Below are 21,137 nucleotides of genomic sequence, written 5' to 3' on the forward strand. Positions count from 1 at the left end.
TCAAGCGCAACCTTTTTTTATTCAAAGCACAAATATGACTGAATACTCTACTTTATGCAGGAGTTAACATAAAAGACATTGCTCTTGTGTGGGCAGGCAGGGATCATAACCTTCCTTATTCGCTTAACTGAAAGGACAGTGGTGTGAGAGGACTGTTGAATCGTTTAGCACCTTTCTTTGTATTGCCTCTGGCTTTAGTAGGCATCGCGCTACTATTGCTGCAATGGCAACAGTGGCCGCAAGCGCTATTAGACATCATCAGTTTCTTACCCTGGCTGATAGGCTTAGCAGGCAGTGTGTTGAGTCTTGTTTATGACCGCATCAGGAACTTGTTTCTGATTGGAGTACTACTTTCAATTTATGCGCTGCTGATGCCCCACGTTGACTTTATCCTTTATCATAAAGGCATCAAGCCCAGCACTCAGCTTGTCTTTGTTCTACTCAGCTTATTAATGCCCGTGACCTTTTTGCTTTTTGCCATTTGGCGAGAACGCTTCCATGCCATACAAGATATTATCCTGCGACTGACCGCTGCTGGGTTATTGGTCTTAGTGATTTATGCTTTAGCGAGCAAGTATCCAGAACCTTTGCTCAATTTACTCACGGCCAACCTTTGGTCTCTTTCCCAATCCCCTTGGCTACCCCTGCCCCAACTCAGCATGCTCGCGTTTATGATCGCGTTCATTGGGCTAATGGTACAGTGCATCACGCACAATCAGCCGCACTATGCAGCACAGCTTGTAGCGATGACGGCTTTATTCTGGACGCTCCCTCATATTTTCAGTCAACCCGAAGCGCTTCCGCTAATGACGACGGCAGCCTTGACGATGCTCAGCACCGCGATCGTACACGAGTCTTTTCATATGGCTTTTTTAGATGAATTGACAGGGTTGCCTGGGCGTCGGGCACTTAATGAAAAGTTACAGCGTTTGGGACGCCGTTACACCTTGGCAATGACCGACGTGGATCACTTTAAAAAATTTAATGATACTTATGGTCATGATGTTGGCGATCAAGTCCTTCGCATGGTGGCCTCTCGCCTTAGTAGAGTCACCGGTGGGGGCAAGGCTTATCGCTATGGAGGGGAAGAGTTCACATTAGTATTTCCCGGCAAAACAGTAGAGCAATGCCTACCCCATCTAGAATCTGTCCGAGAGTCCATTGAACACTATGCCATGCGCCTTCGTGACAAAAAGCAACGCCCAGAGGATGATAAGGCCGGAAAAGAAAAACGTACCCAGCAGAAAAAAGCGAACTCATCCGGCACAGTATCGGTCACGATCAGTATTGGCGTATCAGAGCGCACAGAACGACTGAAAACACCTGAGGAAGTCATCAAGTCAGCTGACGAAGCTTTGTACGATGCCAAAGGCGCAGGTCGAAACTGCGTTGTGGCTTATAATCAGCCCTCTTCACATCGGCGATCGACAAAGTCCAAAAAACCTCCCAATACAACGGCCTAATCTGATGAGTGGACGTTTAATCATCACACCGTTTAACCCTGAGCAACTTTTTGGGCAAACCGTCAAACAGATGGCCTCGCTCAAGACCGGCTTCAACCTTCCACCACGTCAAATGCTCAGCTTAATTCGGCAAGGCCCCTCCCACTTGGTGATGGATGATGCTTTTTGGGCCTACTCACCGGCTTGGTTACGCCCTTTAAATAAAGCACCCTATACTGTCCCAATAGAGAACCTAGACACAAAACCGATGTATCGAGAAAGCTGGCCCTCACGTCCAGCGCTCCTACCGGTGACCGGCTACTACCAATGGCAACAATTGAGTCGACACAAGCTGCCTTATGCCGTGCGTATTCAACATAACCGCCCCTTTCTTTTAGCCGCAATATGGACTCGCTATCCAGTGGCGCCAGGCCGACATTACGACTCTTTTGCAATCATTAGTAAACCGGCACCTGACGCATTGAGCCACTTAAATTTACGTGCTCCGGCCTGTATTCATTCAGATCAAGCGTTAGCCTGGCTCTCGGAGCAAAGCGCGGAACAACGCCACCAGTTGCTTAAAGAAGCCGCAGTTGATCTCGAATACTACCCGGTTTCACCTTTGGTGAATGATCCCCACAATCAATCCGCTCGGGTGGCCATGCCTGTCGGTGAGCGCCATGCGATTAATCCGGCGTAACTTACTGACAGTGAACCCTAATCACAGATCAAGGTCAGACTGCACATTAACAAATCAGATGCATCAGGAGCTGACATGATCAAACATCACTGGCGTCACGGGCTGACTGCACTGGCGGCCACTCTCGGCCTTGCGGCTTGCAGCCTGACGCCATCGAATACTCAAACACAAGAGGCATCCATGCCATCAACGCAGGCGCCCGTCACAAGCCCGAATGATCAACGCCAGTATCAAAGCCTCATGCTTGATAATGGGCTTTCGGTTTTATTGATCAATGATCCTAATGCAGATAAAGCCGCTGCTGCCATGAATGTGAGTGCAGGCAGCCAGGATGAATCCGACCAGTTTCCAGGATTAGCCCACTATCTTGAACATATGCTGTTTTTAGGCACGGAAACTTATCCTGATGCCGATGCTTATCAACAGTTTGTGGCGGAAAACGGCGGCTCTCGCAATGCTTTTACCGCCAGTACGGATACCAACTATTATTTTGATATCGACCCACGAGCACTTGAGGGTGGGCTTGACCGTTTCTCACACTTTTTTATTGACCCACTTTTCACGCCCGACTACATGGCTCGGGAAGTCAACGCCGTCAACTCAGAGTATAGCTCTAAGCTACGCAATGACGGACGCCGACAACTGGCGGCCATCCGACAAGCGGTCAACCCCGCACATCCCTTTTCAAGATTCAGTGCCGGTAATAATGAAACCTTGCCAGTGAAGGATCCCAAACTTCGGGAAGCCATGCTGGATTTTTATCAAACACATTACCGCGCAGGGGCCATGCATCTTGTCGTTTATGGGCCCCAGTCAATAGATCAGTTGCAGCAGTGGGTCAAACAAGACTTCGCCGATATTCCTTCGGGGCAAGGGCAGCAAGCCAGCACGCCGACACTTTTCCGCGACCAAGATCTGCCCGCTGAACTCAGTATCAAACCGCTGAAACAGCTGTATCAACTCCAACTGTTATTTCCTATCCCAGACCCCATTCAGGATTATGCCACTCAACCTGTCAGCTACTTAGCGAACCTCATTGGTCATGAAGGGGAAGGCAGTATTCTAGCGTGGCTCAAACAAAAAGGATGGGCATCATCGCTCTCTGCAGGTAGCCAGTTTTCGACCCGTGACGAATCCATGTTTGGGATCAATATTGAGCTGACAGCTGAAGGCGATCAGCATATTGATGAGATAACAGCGGCGGTCTTTAAATATATTCAACTAATCCGTCAGCAGGGCATTGAGCAATGGCGCTATGAAGAGCAGGCCCAACTTGCCGCCCAGTCATTCCGTTTCATGGAACCCAGCGAACCCATTCAGGCGGTCAGCCAGCTCGCCATGCAGATGGCCCGGGTACCGATGAAAGACGTCGTACAAGCACCCTATATGTTCACCCAGTATCAGCCCGAGCGGATTCGCACCTACCTGAATCAGCTCACCCCTGAAAAACTGCTGCGGGTACATGTCAGCCCGAATGTTAAAACCGACGATATTGCGCCTTGGTTCCCTGCCGACTATCGCTTAACGCATGACACACTTGATCTACCCACGAGTCATGCCAACCTTGCCTTGCCGAAAGCCAACCCCTATGTCGCCGACGACTTATCACTAGTCGAACCAGGCACAGCCATGGCACCGAAGCAACTGAATGAAAAGCCTGGATTATCACTATGGCATGCCACTGATACCAGCTTTGCAGTCCCTAGAGCCCAAGTCTTTGTGAGCCTACAAAGCCCAGTGGCTTCAGAGAATTTAAAAAGCCGCGTGCTCTCCAACCTGTTGGCAGACTGGGTTATGGATGAGTTCAATGCCCCTGGCTACCCAGCACGCCTGGCCGGACTAGGCTACGATGCTTACCCGCACGCACGCGGCATCACGTTAACATTACGCGGATACAACCAGCGCCAGCCCATCTTGCTCAAGAATCTCTTAGAAGTACTCACACAAGATGAGATTAAGCCTGATCAGTTCGAGCGTATTAAACAACGTCAACTCCGCCAGCTCCGCAATGCGGCACAAGATCCACTGGCTCGCCAGATGATGCGTGCTTTAACCCCTGAGCTCATTGATCCTGCCTGGTCAGAAGCCGACAAGTACCATGCCCTTGAAGCGATTACTTTAGAGGACTTGAAAACTTATCGCCCTCAATTACTGGCCCAACTTCATATTCAAATGCTGGCCATGGGCAACCTTTCAACAGAGGATGCGCAACAACTGGCAACCCAAGTACGCCAATCGCTCAACCCAGCGTTAGCACAGTCCGATATCGAACCCCTAAAGCTCCGCCAAATTCCGACAGGCGCATGGCATCAAGCTGAACAACTTGATCATAATGACAAAGCGGTTTTACTGCACATTCAGGGACGCAACAACGCTCCGGCGGAAACTGCTCGTATGCTAATGTTGACTCACCTCCAGCAGGCTGACTTCTTCAACAGTTTACGTACTGAGCAACAACTAGGCTACGTCGTATTTGCTTCACCCTTCCCCGTATTGGATACCGCAGGCGCGCTTTACCTGGTTCAATCGCCGAGCACCGATGCCGCTGAAATTGCACGTAGAATCAGTGCCTTTATGGTCGAAGACCAAGTGCGGATTAATCAGCTCAATGAAGCAACCTTCAAGCGCTATAAAGAGAGCCTGCTAAATAACTTACTCAGAGAAGATCAACGCTTATCGGAAAGAGGGCAGCGCATGTGGCGGGCTGTCGCCATGGGCGATACGCACTTTGATCGGCGTGAGCGCATTGCCCAAGCACTTGAAGATCTGACATTATCTCAATTCCAGGCTTTTTATACTGATGTTCTGGCTAATCAACGCGGTAAACTCTGGCTCGGCACCCCCGTTAAAGATGTCGAAGGCTTACCAGGGCAACCCGCCACCCCCAAACTCTGGCCCATTCATAGCATTGACTCACCATGATGATGTGATGAGCTAACATCAATCCCTCCACCGCACTGATATAAGCGGTGGGGGGATAAACATAAAAGAGAAAGAGATAGGGCCAACAGAGAAACAAGAAACGGCGCATCAGAAAGCACCGTATCAGCCATTCAAACCTCAGATATTCAGACCTCAGCTAAAAAACCTCAGTAAAAACTGGGCGTCATTAAAACAAGCCTCAGTAAAACAGATGTGTCGGCACAATCGATTCAACATAAGCCTGCAGTTCCTGCATTAAAAAGAACTGTGACTCATCTAATTCGCCACTATGACCCAACTGCATTAAACGATTCTGTAAGCCCTCAAGGGTTAAGCTCGACAGTTGATCATCGTTCATACGCTGCCAACGCCACTCATCCCAGCGCTCACGCTCGTCACTCTCTAAAAACTCAGGCCAATTGCGCGCACGAAAGCGAAATAACATTTCTTCTAGGCGCTGATCTTGAAAGGGTAAAGCCAAAGTCGATAACAGTGCAGGATCACAGGCCCGAATCGCTGACATCTGCTGCCGATCATGTGATGAGAAGAAGCCGCCACCATAAATCATTAAGTCCGGGTCACCTTGATGGTCTTCCGCCGGGGGCTCGCTGAAAACAGCCTGAACACGCTCGACGAGATCAGGGACCGAGCGCAGTTGCTGCCAATGCTGCTCACAACGCGCACGATCAAGGCTCAGGCGTTCGGCCACATCGTCATCAACCGCTTTAACCGGCAAGAGTATGGGACAGCGGTTCACATGCACAACTTTCAGCGGCAATCGCTCCAGACCTTGCGCTTGCAATGAAGCATTATCGCTGAAAACTCGCTGACGCAACGCACTTTCATCCAAGTCTAACCATTGCTCCGGGGACTGAGCCAGATCATAGACAATGACCCCATTAGGGTTCGTTGGGTGCATCGCCAAAGGCATTACTAAGGTGGCACACCCCCGCCTAGCAGGCAGCATCCCCGAGACATGCAACAAGGGTTTATGCTGATCTAAATCGATCAGGCGTTTCACTGCTTGCTTGGATCGCAGCCCCAGCAAATGTTCAAACAAACGAGGCTGCCGAGCCTTTAACAACCGAGCAAGGGCGATTGTTGCCCGGACATCAGCCAAAGCATCGTGGGCTTGGCCATGTTCAATGCCATTCGCTTCAGTTAACTTTTCCAAACGGAAAGAAGGTGTACCATCTTCAGATTTTGGCCACACGATACCTTCTGGACGCAATGCATGAGTAGCCCTGACAATATCAATCAAATCCCAGCGGGAGTTACCATTTTGCCACTCACGCGCATAAGGATCGATGAAATTCCGATAGAAGAGATTGCGAGAAAACTCATCATCAAAACGAAGCGAGTTATAACCTAAAGTGCAAGTTCCTGGCTCCGCCATCGCCTGCTGGATACGTTCAGCAAACTCACTTTCACATAGACCTTGGCGATTAGCGTCTTGAGGTGTAATGCCCGTAACCAAAAGGGCTTCAGGGTGGGGAATATAGTCGTCAGCCTGACGACAGTAGAGCATGATCGGATCGCCAACTTCATTAAAGTTCGCATCCGTGCGAATTGCTGCGAACTGAACCGGCCGGTCACGACGCGGATCGGTTCCAAATGTTTCATAATCATGCCATAAAAAAGTACCCTGCACAGATGCACCCTCATCAATTCAATCGACGACTTTAACCTTCAACAGGCGAAGACTTCACATTGTAAAGGGCAACGTTTTTAAAGGGCAAAGTACATTGCGTAAGAGCCACCAAGATCAAGGCTCATCACGCTCAGGCAAAGTGACATTCAACTCTAATACTGAACAGGTATCTCGAGACTCAAGATGGACCTGCACCTGATCCTGCTCAACTTCAACATAGCGTCGAACAACGTCTAACAGCTCCTGCTGTAAGCGAGGTAAGAAGTCGGGCTGATCACGAAAACTGCGCTCATGTGCCAGAATAATTTTAAGGCGGTCACGTGCGACAGACGCAGTACTTTTGGGCTCTCGCTGAAAAAAATCCATGAACTTCATCACCTATCGGCCTCCGAACATACGGCTCAAGAAGCCCCGTTTCTCCATTTCCTTAAAACGCAGAGGCACCTCTTCTCCTTTTAAACGGCGCACTGCATCCATATACGCCTGCCCAGCATCAGATTGGTCATCATGCACCACGGGGACCCCTTGGTTAGATGCTTTCAGCACCGCTTCTGATTCAGGGATCAGTCCCAACAAAGGAACCGCTAATATATCCTGAACATCTTCCAAAGAAAGCATTTCACCAATATCAACTCGACGCGGGTCATAGCGCGTCACCAAAAGGTGTTCTGGAATTTTACGGCCTTCCTCTGCAGCACGAGTACGCGCCTGTAGCAACCCAATAATACGGTCAGAATCCCGAACAGAGGACACCTCAGGATTAGTCACGATCACAGCCGCATCAGCAAAATACATCGCCAATTGAGCACCACGCTCAATGCCCGCAGGAGAGTCACAAATAATAAAGTCGAACTCATCCTGCATCTCTGAAAGCACCTGTTCAACACCTTCAAGCGTCAGGGCTTCTTTGTCTCGAGTCTGAGAAGCGGGCAACACAAAGAGATTGTCACTTCGCTTATCACGGATCAGCGCTTGCTGGAGACTCGCCTCACCTTGAATGACATTGATCAGATCATAAACAACTCGTCGCTCGCACCCCATCACCAGATCAAGGTTGCGTAAGCCAACATCAAAGTCAATCAAAGCCGTTTTATGCCCTTGCAGCGCCAAGCCTGCACCGATGGAGGCACATGTAGTGGTCTTGCCAACGCCCCCCTTACCGGACGTAATGACGATAACAGTCGCCAAAATTTTGATCCTTATGTCAAACGTGATAAAAAAGCGGCCAATTGAGCCTCACAAGACTCATGCACACTCATCATATTAGATTTAACAGCATCCGCCATTTTATAGCGTGCTATACACCTAACGGATCAAGGCGCAAGCGGTCATCCTCAAGCCAAACTTGACACGCTTGCCCCAGTATATCTTCTGCAATCGCATCACTCGGGCGATAACGCCCCGCAATCGAGACCAGCTCGGCATGCAACGCCTGGCAAAAAATTCGCACAGAAGCATCGCCGCCAATACCGGCCAACGCGCGCCCCCGCAGAGCACCATAAATATGGATATTCCCGCTCGCTAACACTTCACTGCCGGCATTCACTGAACCGATAATCACCAGATCGCCAGATTCATGAACAAGTTGCTGGCCGCCTCGAACAGTACCAACATGCACTTTGGCACGATATTGCCGATCATCATTAGCTGCCGGCTTAGGACGTGAATCTCCAAGACATACCAGACCTAGACGACGAGCTTCTTTCTGTTGATGCTCACAGCCTCCACGAATCCCCATCAAGTGCAACGATAATTTTTCACACACTTGCTGCAAAGGCGCAAGCGGAGCGCTTTCAGGCAACTGACTGACTTCCAGAACAATCGGCGCTTGAGTCAACAGAGGGGCCTCAGACTCCAACCGGTGAGTTAACGCTTCTTCAATACGCACAGGATCTTCATCCGAAAGCTCAAGCAATGTGGCCGGAATGAAGGTACCTTTAACTTTCAACGGAATACTCACCAGCTTGAGTCTCGATTTATCTGACAGGTATGCCACAGTGGTCCCCCCTTAGTCTTATTAAGCACGCCCAACAAGACCAACAATATCGCGCCTAGTGGATACTGGAACACATCATCGCACAAGCCTATCCGAGAGTGCATTAAGCGCTTGTTAATCAGATGTAACTTTTTCAGTTTGGCAAAGCCTTGGACTTGCGGCAATGATGACACCAATCCGCCCCTTATGATCAAAGCGAATAATGCAATAGAACTCTAGCGCGGGCCTCATAAAACACGGATGTCAAAACACCGACGACATAGCGCTTAGTTCATTATCTGCTTATTCACGACCTTGGCGCCATCACAACAGTGTGGCACGATAAAAAGATGCTCCATCAAAATAAATACCCTGGCTGCCCACCTTGCGACTCAACACCTCAATTAATTGAAAACAGTACGCGATCAGATGAGATCATCCACACACGAGGTGTTAAGATAGGCAGCACAAACCGAAGCACTTGCCCTTGTGCGACTATTTGTAATGAAGAGAATTCCATATCCACTGCTTCAAAGCCCGGACTTCAAGGCCTCTGCAACATGACCTCGCTGCTGATTCGTTTAGCCCCGCGCTTGTTTAAACCTAGTTTAAGACATTCTGACCCCCGCATCCGCGAACTTGCGCTGATGCGTCTCAATCCAGAGCAAGAAAGTGAGCGGCGCCAACTGATTGAGTTTGTGACTCATGATGATAGTGTCGAACTGAAGCAGCGTGCGCTTCAACTGTTGCAAGATATCGACAGTCTCACTGAGCTATTAAACCTCTCGCTTGCAGAACCTCTGCACACAGCCTGTCGCAGCGCGCTGGTCGCTCAGTTGAGTGGCCAAACTGAGGACAGCCTCAAGCTTGAACAGCGACTCGATTATTTAGCCACACTCAAGGATGCACAAATCCTTAAGCAGCTAGTGCAAGAAGGTGATAATCAACGGCTCCGATTACAAGCTCTCGCCCAGCTGCCCGATGACGAAAACCTTCTGCTCGAAATCGCCATCCAAAATCGCATTGCAAAAGTGCGCCAAAGCGCCGCTCACCGCATCACCTCTGAAGCGGGTCTTGAGACACTGTTACAGCAAACCCGTAATGACAAACAAGTCCAGCGCCACGCTCGTGAACGCTTACAACGTTTACGCAGCGATGCTCAACAAAGAGAAGCCCACTATCAACGTGCCCAGTCTTTAATTGAGCAATTGGAACGCCATTTGCGCATTCCAATGGACAACTTATTCGCGCCGAAGTTGGAGCACCTGGAGCAAAGCTGGTCAGCCCTTAAAGCGGGTGTCACCGAAGCACAACACACTCAATTTCAACAGCTTTTACAGCAAGGCCAAAAACGCTGGGCTGATTACCAAACACAGCAACAAGCATTGGCCGCTCAGGCACGCCTTAAAGCTGAAACGTATCAACAGCAAAAAGACTTGGTTGAAGGCCTAGAGAACTCACTGAAAGCCTTTGCCATTGAGCTTCCTTTTCCCGAGATCAGCTTAGGTAACCTGACCAGCCAGCTTGATATTAGCCATCGACACTGGGAAACCCTGTGTGAACAGCAAGCCCCGGAACCTAAGACACAGAAGCGTTTTGACCTGGTTCAAAACCAACTGATGCAGCTAATAGAGGCCTGGCACCGTTATCATCAATGGAACACTCAATGGCAAGCACTACTTGAGCGCACAGACGACCAGCGCGCTGAGGACATTCAGACCCTCTTAAAAGAAATTCAATGGCCCTCTCATCTCGTCGCGCCCGAACCGTTACAGCGATTACAGGCAGACTATAGAGAACTTCGCTACCCGTTTGACCAATCGCAGCCTTCAAGCGCCGCGCTGGATGACGCTTTACCGGATCCCTTACCTGTTAGCCACTACGAGGCTCAGCTAGATTTACTTGAACAGCAACTTAACCAAGGACATATCAAGCCTGCCGGTAAGCTTTATCAACGACTTCAATCTCAGCTAGAAGAGCTACATTCTGCTCAGCGTCCTTCACAAGGTGCTCGACTGAGGCAACTCGGCGCTTTATTAGCTGAATATAAAGACTGGCAAGGCTTTGTCGCCGAACCACGCCGCGAAGCACTCTGTGAACATATGGAGCAACTGGCTGACGATGAGGCGATGGAGCCCCGAGCCAAGGCAGAAAAAATCAAACAACTCCAGAAAGAGTGGCGGGAGCTGGGTCAGGCCGCCAATAATAAATCGCTGTGGGATCGTTTCCACCAAGCCAGCGAGCGAGCTTACGCACCTTGCCAAGCACTATTTGCTGAAGAAGCCGCATTGCGACGGCATAATGAAGCTCAACGCGAAATCATTTGTGCTGAGTTAGAAGTACTGTCAGACGATGCCATTACACAGCTTCCTCACGAAGCGATTGAGCAACTGATTCAAGAAGCGCAAAAAGAATGGCGCCGCTTCAGTCCCATCAATCGTAATCAACGTAAAACTCTGGAGCAACGCTTTGAAGCCGCGCTTCAGCCCCTTAAAGCGCAGCAACGCCATACTCAAAACGAACGCTTAGCACAAAAAGAAGCACTCATTGAAGCGGCAGAAGCCTTGACCCAGGTCGAACGCTCGTTAGACGCGGCACAAGAAGCCAAGTCACTGCAACAACAATGGAAAACCATTGGGCTACTGCCTCGTCACGAAGAGCAACCATTATGGCAACGTTTTCGTAAAGCCTGTGACATCATTTTCGAGCGACGAGACCAAGCAAGAACGCAAAGAAAAGTGCAAGGCGAAGCTCAGTGGCAGCAGCTTCAAAAGCACTTAGTCGATGCTGAAGCAGCGCTGAACGATGGGCAGCTTCAACAAGCGCAACAATTGATCAGCAAAATTCAAATTGGCCGACATGTTCCCCAAGGGGAACGCAAAGCTTTTGAGCAACGACTAGACAAACTAAAGCAGCAGTGTCAGGCACAAGCCCTCGGACAGCAACGCCAGGCGCTTTGGCAACAATGGCAAGCCATGGCGGCAGAGCCACATACTGAAGCGGCTGAGGCGACAACTCAGGTCCAGGAAGAAGCAATTGATCAGCTGTGTCTTCACATGGCGATACTGGCCGAGCTCCCCCCTCGTGATGAGAGTGAAGCGAAAAAACGTCTGGCACTACAGGTCTCACGGTTGGCAGATAGTCAACAAGGCGACTTGCGTTCAGCGGATGAAGAGGCCCAGGATCTGCTTAATCAATGGCACGCACTGAAGCATCAGGCTAACCCAACACAGCGCCAGCACTTTGAGCAAGCGCTACAAGCATTCTGCCAAAACTCATAACATCATCACTCGTCATAGCAACAGAACCTCAAAAAACGGCAGCCCTTAGGCTGCCGTTTTTTTGACCAATTTAGAGTTAATGCTAAAACATCCAGTCAATGCTGAAACATCCGCATAAATACTGGAAGAGAGGTTAATGCATAAACTGTCCACCATTGATCGAGAGATTGCTCCCTGTAATGAAGCTAGCCTCTTCACCGGCTAAAAATACAACCGCTCGCGCGATATCTTCCGGCGTGCCAAAACGACCCACCGGAATTTGTTCACGGATTTGCTCACGAATGGGCTCGTCAATTTTCATAATCATATCGGTGGCGACGTAGCCAGGCGAAATACTATTGACCGTAATCCCTTTGCGTGCGACCTCCTGAGCTAAAGCTTTAGTAAAGCCATACATGCCCGCTTTAGCCGCCGAGTAGTTGGTCTGACCAAACTGGCCTTTTTCACCATTAATAGAGGAAATATTGATGATCCGCCCGTACCCCTCAGCCAACATACCGTCAAGACAAGCCTTCGACGTATTAAAGACTGAATCTAGGTTTGTCGATAGCACGTCATGCCACTGATCAACCCCCATTCGTTTTAAAGTACCATCGCGTGTAATGCCTGCATTATTCACTAACACCGCAACAGGCCCGAAACGTTCAACGATATCGGCATAGCTCTCACGAACAGAATCAAAATCACTGACATTAGCCTGGCTAATACCGAAATCGTAACCTTCCGCTTTTTGCTGTCCTTGCCAATCTCGCGCCTTGGATTCATTACTATAGCCAGCCACGACCTGAAACCCCTGGTCGTGAAGCGCCCGGCAAATACCTGTTCCAATGCCCCCGGTGCCACCGGTAACCCAAGCCACTTTACTCATATCCATATACTCCCTCTGCCTATTACGATACGTACAGATCGCACTACGATTGTTTAACGCGCCCGTACCCACTTGGATGAAAACCACCCAAAACCAAAAAAGTGTTTGACACCCCATCGTTCGACGCATAATATATGCGCCATCTGATGCGGGGTGGAGCAGCCTGGTAGCTCGTCGGGCTCATAACCCGAAGGTCGTCGGTTCAAATCCGGCCCCCGCTACCAAATTTCTAACGCCAGCTGAGTTTCTCAGCTGGCGTTTTTTTATGTCTTGTGACCAACCCAATTGCGCCCAACATAACAACAGGTGGCACATACACAGACAACTCATGAGCATGCCTCGTACATTCACCCAATAGGCCCTACCCATAACCGAATGATTGCCAATCGCTAAACAACCCACCACGACTGACACACCCGCAATCATTAAAATGCCCACCGATTGAGCTTCTTGGGCTTCAACACTCATGCTATTTTGATCTATCCCTGACATCCATTTATGCCTTTCATCCTTGATGGTGGCGCTGATTCAGCGAGGACAATGCTATTGGTGAAACCTAGCCTTAGTCTTAATGCCCGGAGCCTTGAGGCCCTCTTTCACACCCGACTCAAACTCACTTAATTCGAAACGCTTGCATACACACTAACGTTTGAACCTTCACCAACGTTTACGACACAAAGCCAACGCTCAGCCCTTCAATCATTGCAGCACCAATACCTAATATAAACATTAGTCGACAACAATCTAATATGCACTCTCGAATGAAAAGTTTTTTATCCGCCACAAGGGGATCACTCATAAAAGGAGAACTTAATTCTTACTCCGATCAGTTGTTTGATCCAAGCACCCAGCATTCTGAGATCTCTATCGCTGAACGCTCAAAGCGTTAAAATCTAATCCCCCCTTGATTCCCGGTTAAGCTACCCTCATCTCAAAGCAACAAGAGAGGACACCGTAGTATGCCGGTTACACTGTCCATGACCTTCTCCTGATGGCTAAGCACTTCTATAGAAGATAGTTAAAAGGTAGGAAACCAGGAAGGTAGACAGTTCAACAGGCATGAACGAGGATGAATAAGTCGAACTCGACCAGATAAACAGAGACTATTGATTCGATTTAATCAATCAAATTGAACTAACCAAAAAGATTCACTAGTCTTAACAGCGTCAAAGGTTAGTTCTCAATGCCTCACGGCACGATTTAACGCGCGGCTCTTGGCCTGATGTTTGAGAGCACCGCATCACCTACTGAGCAAATGGAGATCAACATGAGCGTATTGGTTACTCGTAAAGCACCGGATTTTGAAGCAGCCGCAGTATTAGGCGATGGCAGCATCGTCGACAACTTCAAACTGTCCGATACCAATGGTAAATATCGAGTCGTGTTCTTCTGGCCCATGGACTTCACTTTCGTATGTCCGTCAGAAATCATTGCTCACGACAACCGTATGGCTAAGTTCGAAGAACTCGGCGTAGAAGTGATTGGGGTCTCAGTTGATAACCAGTTCACTCACCATGCATGGCGTAAAACTGCCCGTGACGAAGGTGGTATTGGTGAAGTGAAATTCACTATGGTTGCTGACGTCAAACACGAGATCACTCGTGCATACGGTATTGAGCATCCTGATGCCGGCGTTGCCCTGCGCGCATCTTTCCTGATCGATAAAGACGGTGTCGTTCAGCATCAGCTCGTAAACAACCTGCCGCTGGGCCGTAATGTTGACGAAATGATTCGTCTGGTTGAAGCACTGCAATTCCACGAAGAGCACGGTGAAGTATGCCCAGCAGGTTGGGAAAAAGGCCAGAAAGGCATGCAGGCGAACCCAGAAGGTGTTGCCAGCTACTTAGCCGAATCTTCTGACAAGCTTTAATAGCGGGTTACCTTTGGTCTAGTGGAGCCTTATAGATCTAGCAAGAGACTTAGCTCTAGCAAAACACTTAAGTCTAGCGGGATACTTAAGCCACCACAGATCAAGACTAAGGGACTTCAAAGGGGTCGGCTCTGCCGGCCCCTTTGCTATATGGATCGTTTCGAGATGGCTCACAGTCATTGATCGCGCCCATGGCACTACTCATAAAGGCGCCATAGAACGATTTAATAATCCCTTATGGCGAAAAAAATGCTTAGCACACTCCAGGCCCACAGCATCAGGCGGTAAACTAAGCACTATCAAGCATCAGTAACGGATCACTGAGGTTACTGATCAACCGTAAAGCTGCCGAGGCCTCAGATAACGATTGACTGATCGCTCACCCCGGCTTAAGACACGCAAGAGGATGCACCATGAGTGAAACACGACATAGCCCGCTGATTATTCTGGGATCTGGTCCTGCAGGTTACAGCGCCGCTGTCTATGCTGCTCGCGCTAACCTCAAACCCTTACTGATCACCGGGATGCAAATGGGAGGCCAGCTCACCACCACCACAGAAGTGGATAATTGGCCAGGAGACCAGAATGGAGTGCAGGGGCCAGACCTCATGGAACGCATGCGTCAACATGCGGAACGTTTTGAAACTGAAATCCAGTTTGATCATATTCACACAGTCGACTTGAAAGCTCGCCCCTATATTCTCAAAGGAGATTCAGGCACCTATACCTGTGATGCGTTAATTATCGCGACCGGTGCTAGCGCCCAATACCTTGGACTGCCCAGTGAGGAGCAGTTTATGGGGAAAGGGGTTTCAGCCTGTGCAACTTGTGATGGTTTCTTCTATCGCAATCAAGACGTTGCTGTGATTGGCGGGGGGAATACTGCGGTTGAAGAGGCCCTCTACCTATCGAACATAGCCCGAAAAGTCACGTTGATCCACCGCCGTGACAGCCTCCGTGCTGAAAAGATTATGCAGGACAAACTGTTCGAAAAAGCCGAGAACGGCAATGTTGAAATCATTTGGAACCATACACTGTCAGAAGTCCTTGGTGATAATAGCGGTGTCACCGGGCTGCGCCTGAAAGCAACCCATTCGGACGAAACCCGTGACATTGCCACGATGGGCGTCTTTATTGCGATTGGGCATAAACCGAATACGGAGCTTTTCGAAGGCCAGCTTGAGATGGAAAATGGCTATATTGTGGTCAACTCCGGCTTACAAGGTAATGCAACTGCCACAAGTGCACCTGGGGTCTTTGCTGCTGGCGATGTGGCCGACCATGTTTATCGACAGGCTGTAACTTCGGCAGGAACCGGCTGTATGGCCGCGCTAGATGCGGAGCGCTATCTCGATAGCTTATCCAGTGACTGATTGCGTCGTGGGGCCCCTTGGGGCCCTCATCAGCGTTAAAGCTCGCCTCTATTATTTGACACCTTAAAATCCCAACCTTTAAGAATCAGATCTTAAACGGTTCAAGTTTTAAAACGAAAAACACGTTCATTTAATTGCATCGAGAGTACTTGCAACTGTTCCGCTGAAGCCGCCACTTCTTCAACACGTGTCATCGTCATACGGCTGTCTTTTTCAACCGTGTCCAAGCGTTCATTCAAGGCCTGGGCATGTAGATTTTGCTGCTCAGTCAGGTCAGCGCTATTTTGGGCAACGCCATAAAGATCTTCCACTGCAAGATCAATCTGCTGAAGCTGCTCATCTGAGCGACGAATCATTCCAATCCCATCTTCAGCGATAGTCCGGGCCTCCCCCATAGTCTGAGCAACATCATGGACAGACTGTCGCAGGACATCAATCTGCTGTTCAATATCCTGTGTCGCGGCACTCGTTCGTCCCGCTAGCGCTCTCACCTCATCAGCGACGACGGCAAAGCCACGCCCACTTTCGCCCGCCCGAGCAGCTTCAATCGCAGCATTCAATGCCAACAAATTTGTTTGCTCTGCCACGCCTTGGATCATATCGAGAATTTCGCCGATGTTATGTGCTTGATTCACCAACTGCTGTACTTGATCAGTGGCCTCGCTCACTTTCACCACCATTTGCGCCATGTCCTGGTGAACATGGCTCGACAACTCGGTTGTCGAGGCTGCGCTTTGCCGAATATCACCCACTCGGTGCAACGCATCGTGCATATGTCCTTGCATCTGAGACAACGCCACCATCATCACTTCATACACCTCATGGCTCGCCTGTAATGTATGGAGCTGTCGATCAGAGGCTTCGCGAGAAGCTTCACCCAAATGGGATAAGCGCTCTCCCGTCTGCCGAGTTTGCGATACAACCCCCTGCACATCCTGTATCAAGGCTTGCAAAGTGGCCAGAAAGCGATTGACATCACAAGCCATCATACCGAGCTCATGACGTTGATGCTCTGGTAACCGTTGGGTCAGATCACCTTCCCCCTCTGCTAACGTGGCTAAAGCGCCCCCTAAATGACGAATCGGTATCAGAACCCTCATGACAACAATCAGCATGAGCAATAACATCAACCCAAGACCACTGGCGATTTGAACCCAACTCAGACGCTGCAGCAGTAGAGCCACAGCATTTTCTGCATGCCTGGAGAGCACACCCGTTTGCGCCTGAGTTTGCTGATCCAGAATTTGAATACGTTGCTCAAGTAAGGCCAGTGTGTCATGACGATTATCATTGAGGCGCCGAGTGATCATGTGCGTCATATCATGTTCGAACCCTGCCAGTTCGGCTTTGAGCTGTTGATGCTGAATCAGCAGCTGGGCACGAGAAACCGCCATAATAAAAGTGCCAATCTGTGTACCCATAGGGCTAATAGGGGACTGAATGAGCAAGACATCATCACGATGTGATGCCGCGTTCATTACTCGATCAAATGAAGAGCGCCCTTCGCCTGAATCTAACATGGCTTTAATTTCAGGCTGGGTTCTATCCAGATAACGAGTCAGACGTTTCCCTTGTGCATCCAGAAAGAAAGCAAACAGGATACGTGGATTGGCTTGATGGGCCTGCTCCACTAACTTGGTTAAAGCTGGCGTATCACGATCCCAGATGGCTTTGGGTGATACTGACGCCAGCAAGCGAGCCTGTGATTCAGCCCCACTCACTAAGGCTTCCTCCAAAGCTTCAAGGCTGGAAGCATTCGCTTGATCAAGCCGCTGACCCAACCCCTGACCAAGGCGTTGCTGTAACCCCGCAGCAAGCGACTGCAGTTTATCGGTGATGTCTTGGGTTGTTTGATTCAAGGCTTGGCTGGATACCTGATGAAGCTGGGTGAGGCCGGCTAAAACGTCATCCGTGAGCACTCGGGTGCCGTGACGGACAACCCCCATAACGCTCAGCGTTTGAATCATAATAAGCCCAACCAACCCGACTAAAAGAGGCCTGAGTAAACGGCTCGAAAGCATTGATGACAACAGCATAAAAAAGTCCTCATCAGGAAGATGATGACTTAACGTTGCATCTTATATGCCAGCTTATCGTCAAACGGGTTAATTAGATTTATGTTGAGGTATTGTTTTGCCGATAATCAAGCAACCACCGCATAGGCGCGGCTAAGCCAGGCGCTTGATGTCGCCGAGCGGCAGCATAATGAAGATTGAAGACGTCAAAGTAATGACTGAGCACCTCGGAGGCCTGATGGTCACCACTGAGCATCAGTAAGCTCATCGCAGCTTCAGCTGTACACAAATGCGCTTCAGATGCAGGCTTTCTCAAGGCATAACGTATTTTCATTTCATGATGCAGAGGCAGTACAGGAATATCCGCTAAATAAGGGCTTTTACGGAAGATACGCCGCGCCTGACGCCAGGTGCCATCGAGTAAAATAAACACAGGAATGCGCTCACCGAGCGTGTTCAAATCCAATTCACGGACACGCGGTTTCACATCCTCTTGATCATCCGGAAAGATGATAAAAGGTTGATAACGGGGATCTTGTAAGAGCGCTAAAAGTTCAGCATCGGGAGCGGTGCGATACCAACCAAAGTAACGAGTGTCAGGCAATACATCGCCAATCAAACGCGCCGTATTGGTCGGCTTATAAGCCTCTTCAGGGTGCATAATGACCCAGAATTGGGCGTAACTCTGTGTCTCCACTCGATAAGCACAAATACATTGAGCCGCAGGTAAGCGACAAGCAGAACAGCGTATCGCAGCACTCCCGCGAGCCAGAAATGGCCGCGAATGAGCTTGAGCTCGTTTAGCTTCTTGGTCGGCCAATGCAATCGCACGAATCTGATGCTCAGCCGAAGATAGTTTCTGGTCAAACTCTTGAGAGGGTATCGCTGAATCGCACATATCAGGCTCACGCAAAAACGGGAGCCGCAGTCTACTGTGCTCAACGATAAACAGCCAGTCTCAGCATTGGCGTCGTGGTCGCCGCGCCCCCAATGCTGAACACCCGTTAGTCAATTTCAGACAATTGACGCTTCATCTGCTGACGGCGCCCCCAATAACCGGCCAAGAGACTCCCCGAAATATTATGCCAAACACTAAACAACACTCCTGGCAGGGCTGAACCAACGCCAAAAAGCTTAGCGGAAAGTGCTGCGGCCAAACCTGAGTTTTGCATGCCGACTTCAATGGCGATCGCCCGTGCATCATAAGGGGCCATCCCTAATAACCGAGACAACCGATATCCCAAAAATAATCCGATACTGTTATGTAGCATCACCGCAAGGATCAATGCGGAGCCCATCACCGCTAAACGTTGCTGGTTTAAGGCCACAACAATCCCAATAATCAAAACAATCGCCAACATGGACACGCACGCCAATACCACCTCATTTTCACTTACCCAACGATTAAATAAGCGGTTAAAAAGCATACCGAGCACAATCGGACCCAACACAATAGAGGCAATCGTCGTCATCATGCTCAGAAGCGGCACATCAACCGTATGCCCCACATATAAAGCCGTCAGGAGTGGTGTTGCCACGATAGAAGCCAACGTCGAGGTGAGTGTCATTGTCACGGACAAAGCGACATTAGCACCGGCCAACCACGCCATCACATTAGAGGCCGTTCCGCCTGCTGTCGCCCCGACAACGACCATGCCAATCAAGAGGTCATCCGGTAGATTCAACAACAATGCAACACCCCAAGCCGCCAAAGGCATAATCAAAAACTGTAGCCCAACCCCAACGGCAACACACATCGGTCGGCGTGCAACACGGACAAAATCTGCAGGGGTTAATGTTAACCCCATGCAAAACATGATCAATGATAACAGAGGAACAATCATATCCTTAGGGGCCAACAGCCATAACTGACTGCTCTCACCCTGCCAATGTCCCCAGCCAAGAAAAGACAGTACAGACTGAACGCTCCCCGATGTAATCAATAGCGGAGTCGTTAACAAGTGGGGTAGACCATAAGCTAAAGAGGCAAAGACAATTGCGAGCACAGGGAACCAGAGATGGAGTTTTTTCAGCATATTCATGGGCTGTTTTTATCCTTAACGATAGGGCGACCCCCTGCGGCTGATGACCCATATGAGATCACCGGGCTTGATGATCTCATTCCGTATCACATGGTCACCGCTTAAGTCTGTAAGACGTACGCTATAGTGTTCAGTTAAAAAGCGCTCAGTCAAAAAGCGTTCAACTAAAAAACCTTCATCGCCACAGTTCATCATGGTGCGCTGTCGCATGAAGCCCTAATGGAGGCATCACAAGCTGATCGCGCGTCAACCAGTAATCGGCCAAGTAAGTGACACCTTGAGTCGCGCTTTCCTGAAGATGCAAAATGCCCGCACTCGGCGTGATATCAGCAGGATCAACCCACAAGCGAGGCACTGAGGCAGGGGGGACTTCAACGAGCCAAGACGCCGGCTGAACCTGTAGAGAGGTCCCCACAACCAGTAAAAAATCAGCGTCTTTTACAACCGATTCCGCCACCTCATACATCGGCACGCTCTCGCCGAACCAAACAATATCGGGCCGTAATTGATGCCCGTCACTACACTGATCACCCCATTGAAGATCCTGACCATTCAGCTGATAAACCCGCTCAGGAGCCCCCGTTGACCGAGCTTTATCCAGCTCGCCATGCAAGTGAATCACCCGTGTTGATCCCGCCCGCTCATGTAAATCATCTACATTCTGAGTGACGATGCTGACTTGAAACGTCGACTCCAACGCGGCTAATGCACGATGAGCAGCATTGGGCTGGGCCTGATGGGCTTGGCGGCGGCGCTCATTATAAAAACGAAGTACAGTCTTAGGGTCACGCGCCCAAGCCTCAGGCGTGGCCACATCCTGAATCCGGTGATTCTCCCAAAGGCCATCTTCAGCACGAAACGTTTTCAGCCCACTCTCAGCGCTGATCCCGGCGCCGGTCAATACAACCAGATGGCGCCCCTTCATTGCCTCTGATGATGGCATCCATGATGTTTTGGACATGCCCTTCTCCCGTCAAATGAGCAGGCCCTGATTCTAC

The 21,137-nt window shown here is 49.8% G+C and carries 15 protein-coding genes and 1 tRNA gene; 7 read left to right on the forward strand and 9 right to left on the reverse strand.

Annotation, left to right across the window (positions count from 1 at the left end):
* The first annotated feature begins 143 nt into the window (after nt 1-143).
* The 3 genes from BFW38_RS14015 (at nt 144) to BFW38_RS14025 (ending at nt 5,064) form a co-directional block, all read left to right on the forward strand.
* Entirely contained in the window at nt 144-1,463 is a 1,320-nt protein-coding gene (locus BFW38_RS14015) for a GGDEF domain-containing protein (RefSeq protein ID WP_068999465.1), read from the forward strand.
* Between the two features lie 4 nt (nt 1,464-1,467).
* Nucleotides 1,468-2,142: an SOS response-associated peptidase gene (locus tag BFW38_RS14020; RefSeq protein WP_068999466.1), complete on the forward strand. Its 675-nt coding sequence runs from the start codon at nt 1,468-1,470 to the stop codon at nt 2,140-2,142.
* 75 nt (nt 2,143-2,217) lie between these two features.
* Nucleotides 2,218-5,064, forward strand: a complete 2,847-nt coding sequence (locus tag BFW38_RS14025) for an insulinase family protein (protein ID WP_068999467.1) — start codon at nt 2,218-2,220, stop codon at nt 5,062-5,064.
* A 199-nt stretch (nt 5,065-5,263) separates the two neighbouring features.
* Here the strand turns inward: BFW38_RS14025 and sbcB are convergent, their stop codons facing one another.
* From sbcB to minC, 4 genes are all read right to left on the reverse strand, one after another.
* Nucleotides 5,264-6,715 carry an exodeoxyribonuclease I gene (gene sbcB, locus BFW38_RS14030; RefSeq protein ID WP_139116637.1) on the reverse strand — a complete coding sequence of 484 codons (1,452 nt, stop codon included), beginning with the start codon at nt 6,713-6,715 and terminating at the stop codon, nt 5,264-5,266.
* Between the two features lie 114 nt (nt 6,716-6,829).
* Complete coding sequence (gene minE, locus BFW38_RS14035) at nt 6,830-7,090, reverse strand: cell division topological specificity factor MinE (RefSeq protein WP_068999469.1); 261 nt, start codon at nt 7,088-7,090, stop codon at nt 6,830-6,832.
* A 3-nt stretch (nt 7,091-7,093) separates the two neighbouring features.
* Nucleotides 7,094-7,903, reverse strand: a complete 810-nt coding sequence (gene minD / locus BFW38_RS14040; RefSeq protein WP_068999470.1) for a septum site-determining protein MinD — start codon at nt 7,901-7,903, stop codon at nt 7,094-7,096.
* A 109-nt stretch (nt 7,904-8,012) separates the two neighbouring features.
* Nucleotides 8,013-8,711, reverse strand: a complete 699-nt coding sequence (gene minC, locus BFW38_RS14045; RefSeq protein WP_084004671.1) for a septum site-determining protein MinC — start codon at nt 8,709-8,711, stop codon at nt 8,013-8,015.
* Nucleotides 8,712-9,250: 539 nt separating this feature from the next.
* Here minC and BFW38_RS14050 point away from each other — a divergent pair.
* Complete coding sequence (locus BFW38_RS14050; RefSeq protein WP_068999471.1) at nt 9,251-11,971, forward strand: DUF349 domain-containing protein; 2,721 nt, start codon at nt 9,251-9,253, stop codon at nt 11,969-11,971.
* Between the two features lie 133 nt (nt 11,972-12,104).
* Here the strand turns inward: BFW38_RS14050 and phbB are convergent, their stop codons facing one another.
* Nucleotides 12,105-12,839, reverse strand: a complete 735-nt coding sequence (gene phbB, locus BFW38_RS14055) for an acetoacetyl-CoA reductase (RefSeq protein WP_218186429.1) — start codon at nt 12,837-12,839, stop codon at nt 12,105-12,107.
* A gap of 147 nt (nt 12,840-12,986) precedes the next feature.
* Between phbB and BFW38_RS14060 the strand changes: the two genes are divergently transcribed.
* From BFW38_RS14060 to trxB, 3 genes are all read left to right on the forward strand, one after another.
* Nucleotides 12,987-13,063 (forward strand) — tRNA-Met (locus BFW38_RS14060).
* Between the two features lie 1,043 nt (nt 13,064-14,106).
* The gene (locus BFW38_RS14065) at nt 14,107-14,709 is read left to right on the forward strand and encodes a peroxiredoxin (protein ID WP_068999473.1); all 603 of its coding nucleotides are present in this window, start codon (nt 14,107-14,109) and stop codon (nt 14,707-14,709) included.
* A gap of 413 nt (nt 14,710-15,122) precedes the next feature.
* Complete coding sequence (gene trxB / locus BFW38_RS14070; RefSeq protein WP_068999474.1) at nt 15,123-16,082, forward strand: thioredoxin-disulfide reductase; 960 nt, start codon at nt 15,123-15,125, stop codon at nt 16,080-16,082.
* A gap of 101 nt (nt 16,083-16,183) precedes the next feature.
* On the opposite strand, the gene BFW38_RS14075 is transcribed toward trxB, so the two are convergent.
* The 4 genes from BFW38_RS14075 to BFW38_RS14095 all read right to left on the reverse strand — a co-directional run bounded on the left by BFW38_RS14075 (nt 16,184) and on the right by BFW38_RS14095 (nt 21,100).
* Entirely contained in the window at nt 16,184-18,118 is a 1,935-nt protein-coding gene (locus BFW38_RS14075) for a methyl-accepting chemotaxis protein (protein ID WP_068999475.1), read from the reverse strand.
* A 79-nt stretch (nt 18,119-18,197) separates the two neighbouring features.
* Nucleotides 18,198-18,995 carry a tRNA-uridine aminocarboxypropyltransferase gene (locus tag BFW38_RS14080; protein WP_084004673.1) on the reverse strand — a complete coding sequence of 266 codons (798 nt, stop codon included), beginning with the start codon at nt 18,993-18,995 and terminating at the stop codon, nt 18,198-18,200.
* Nucleotides 18,996-19,101: 106 nt separating this feature from the next.
* Nucleotides 19,102-20,139: a bile acid:sodium symporter family protein gene (locus tag BFW38_RS14085; RefSeq protein ID WP_245686165.1), complete on the reverse strand. Its 1,038-nt coding sequence runs from the start codon at nt 20,137-20,139 to the stop codon at nt 19,102-19,104.
* A gap of 175 nt (nt 20,140-20,314) precedes the next feature.
* Entirely contained in the window at nt 20,315-21,100 is a 786-nt protein-coding gene (locus BFW38_RS14095) for an SIR2 family NAD-dependent protein deacylase (protein ID WP_245686166.1), read from the reverse strand.
* Nucleotides 21,101-21,137: the final 37 nt, after the last annotated feature.

Origin of the sequence: Terasakiispira papahanaumokuakeensis, from assembly GCF_001709345.1 — a bacterium.
GTDB classification, from domain to species: Bacteria; Pseudomonadota; Gammaproteobacteria; order Pseudomonadales; family Halomonadaceae; genus Terasakiispira; species Terasakiispira papahanaumokuakeensis.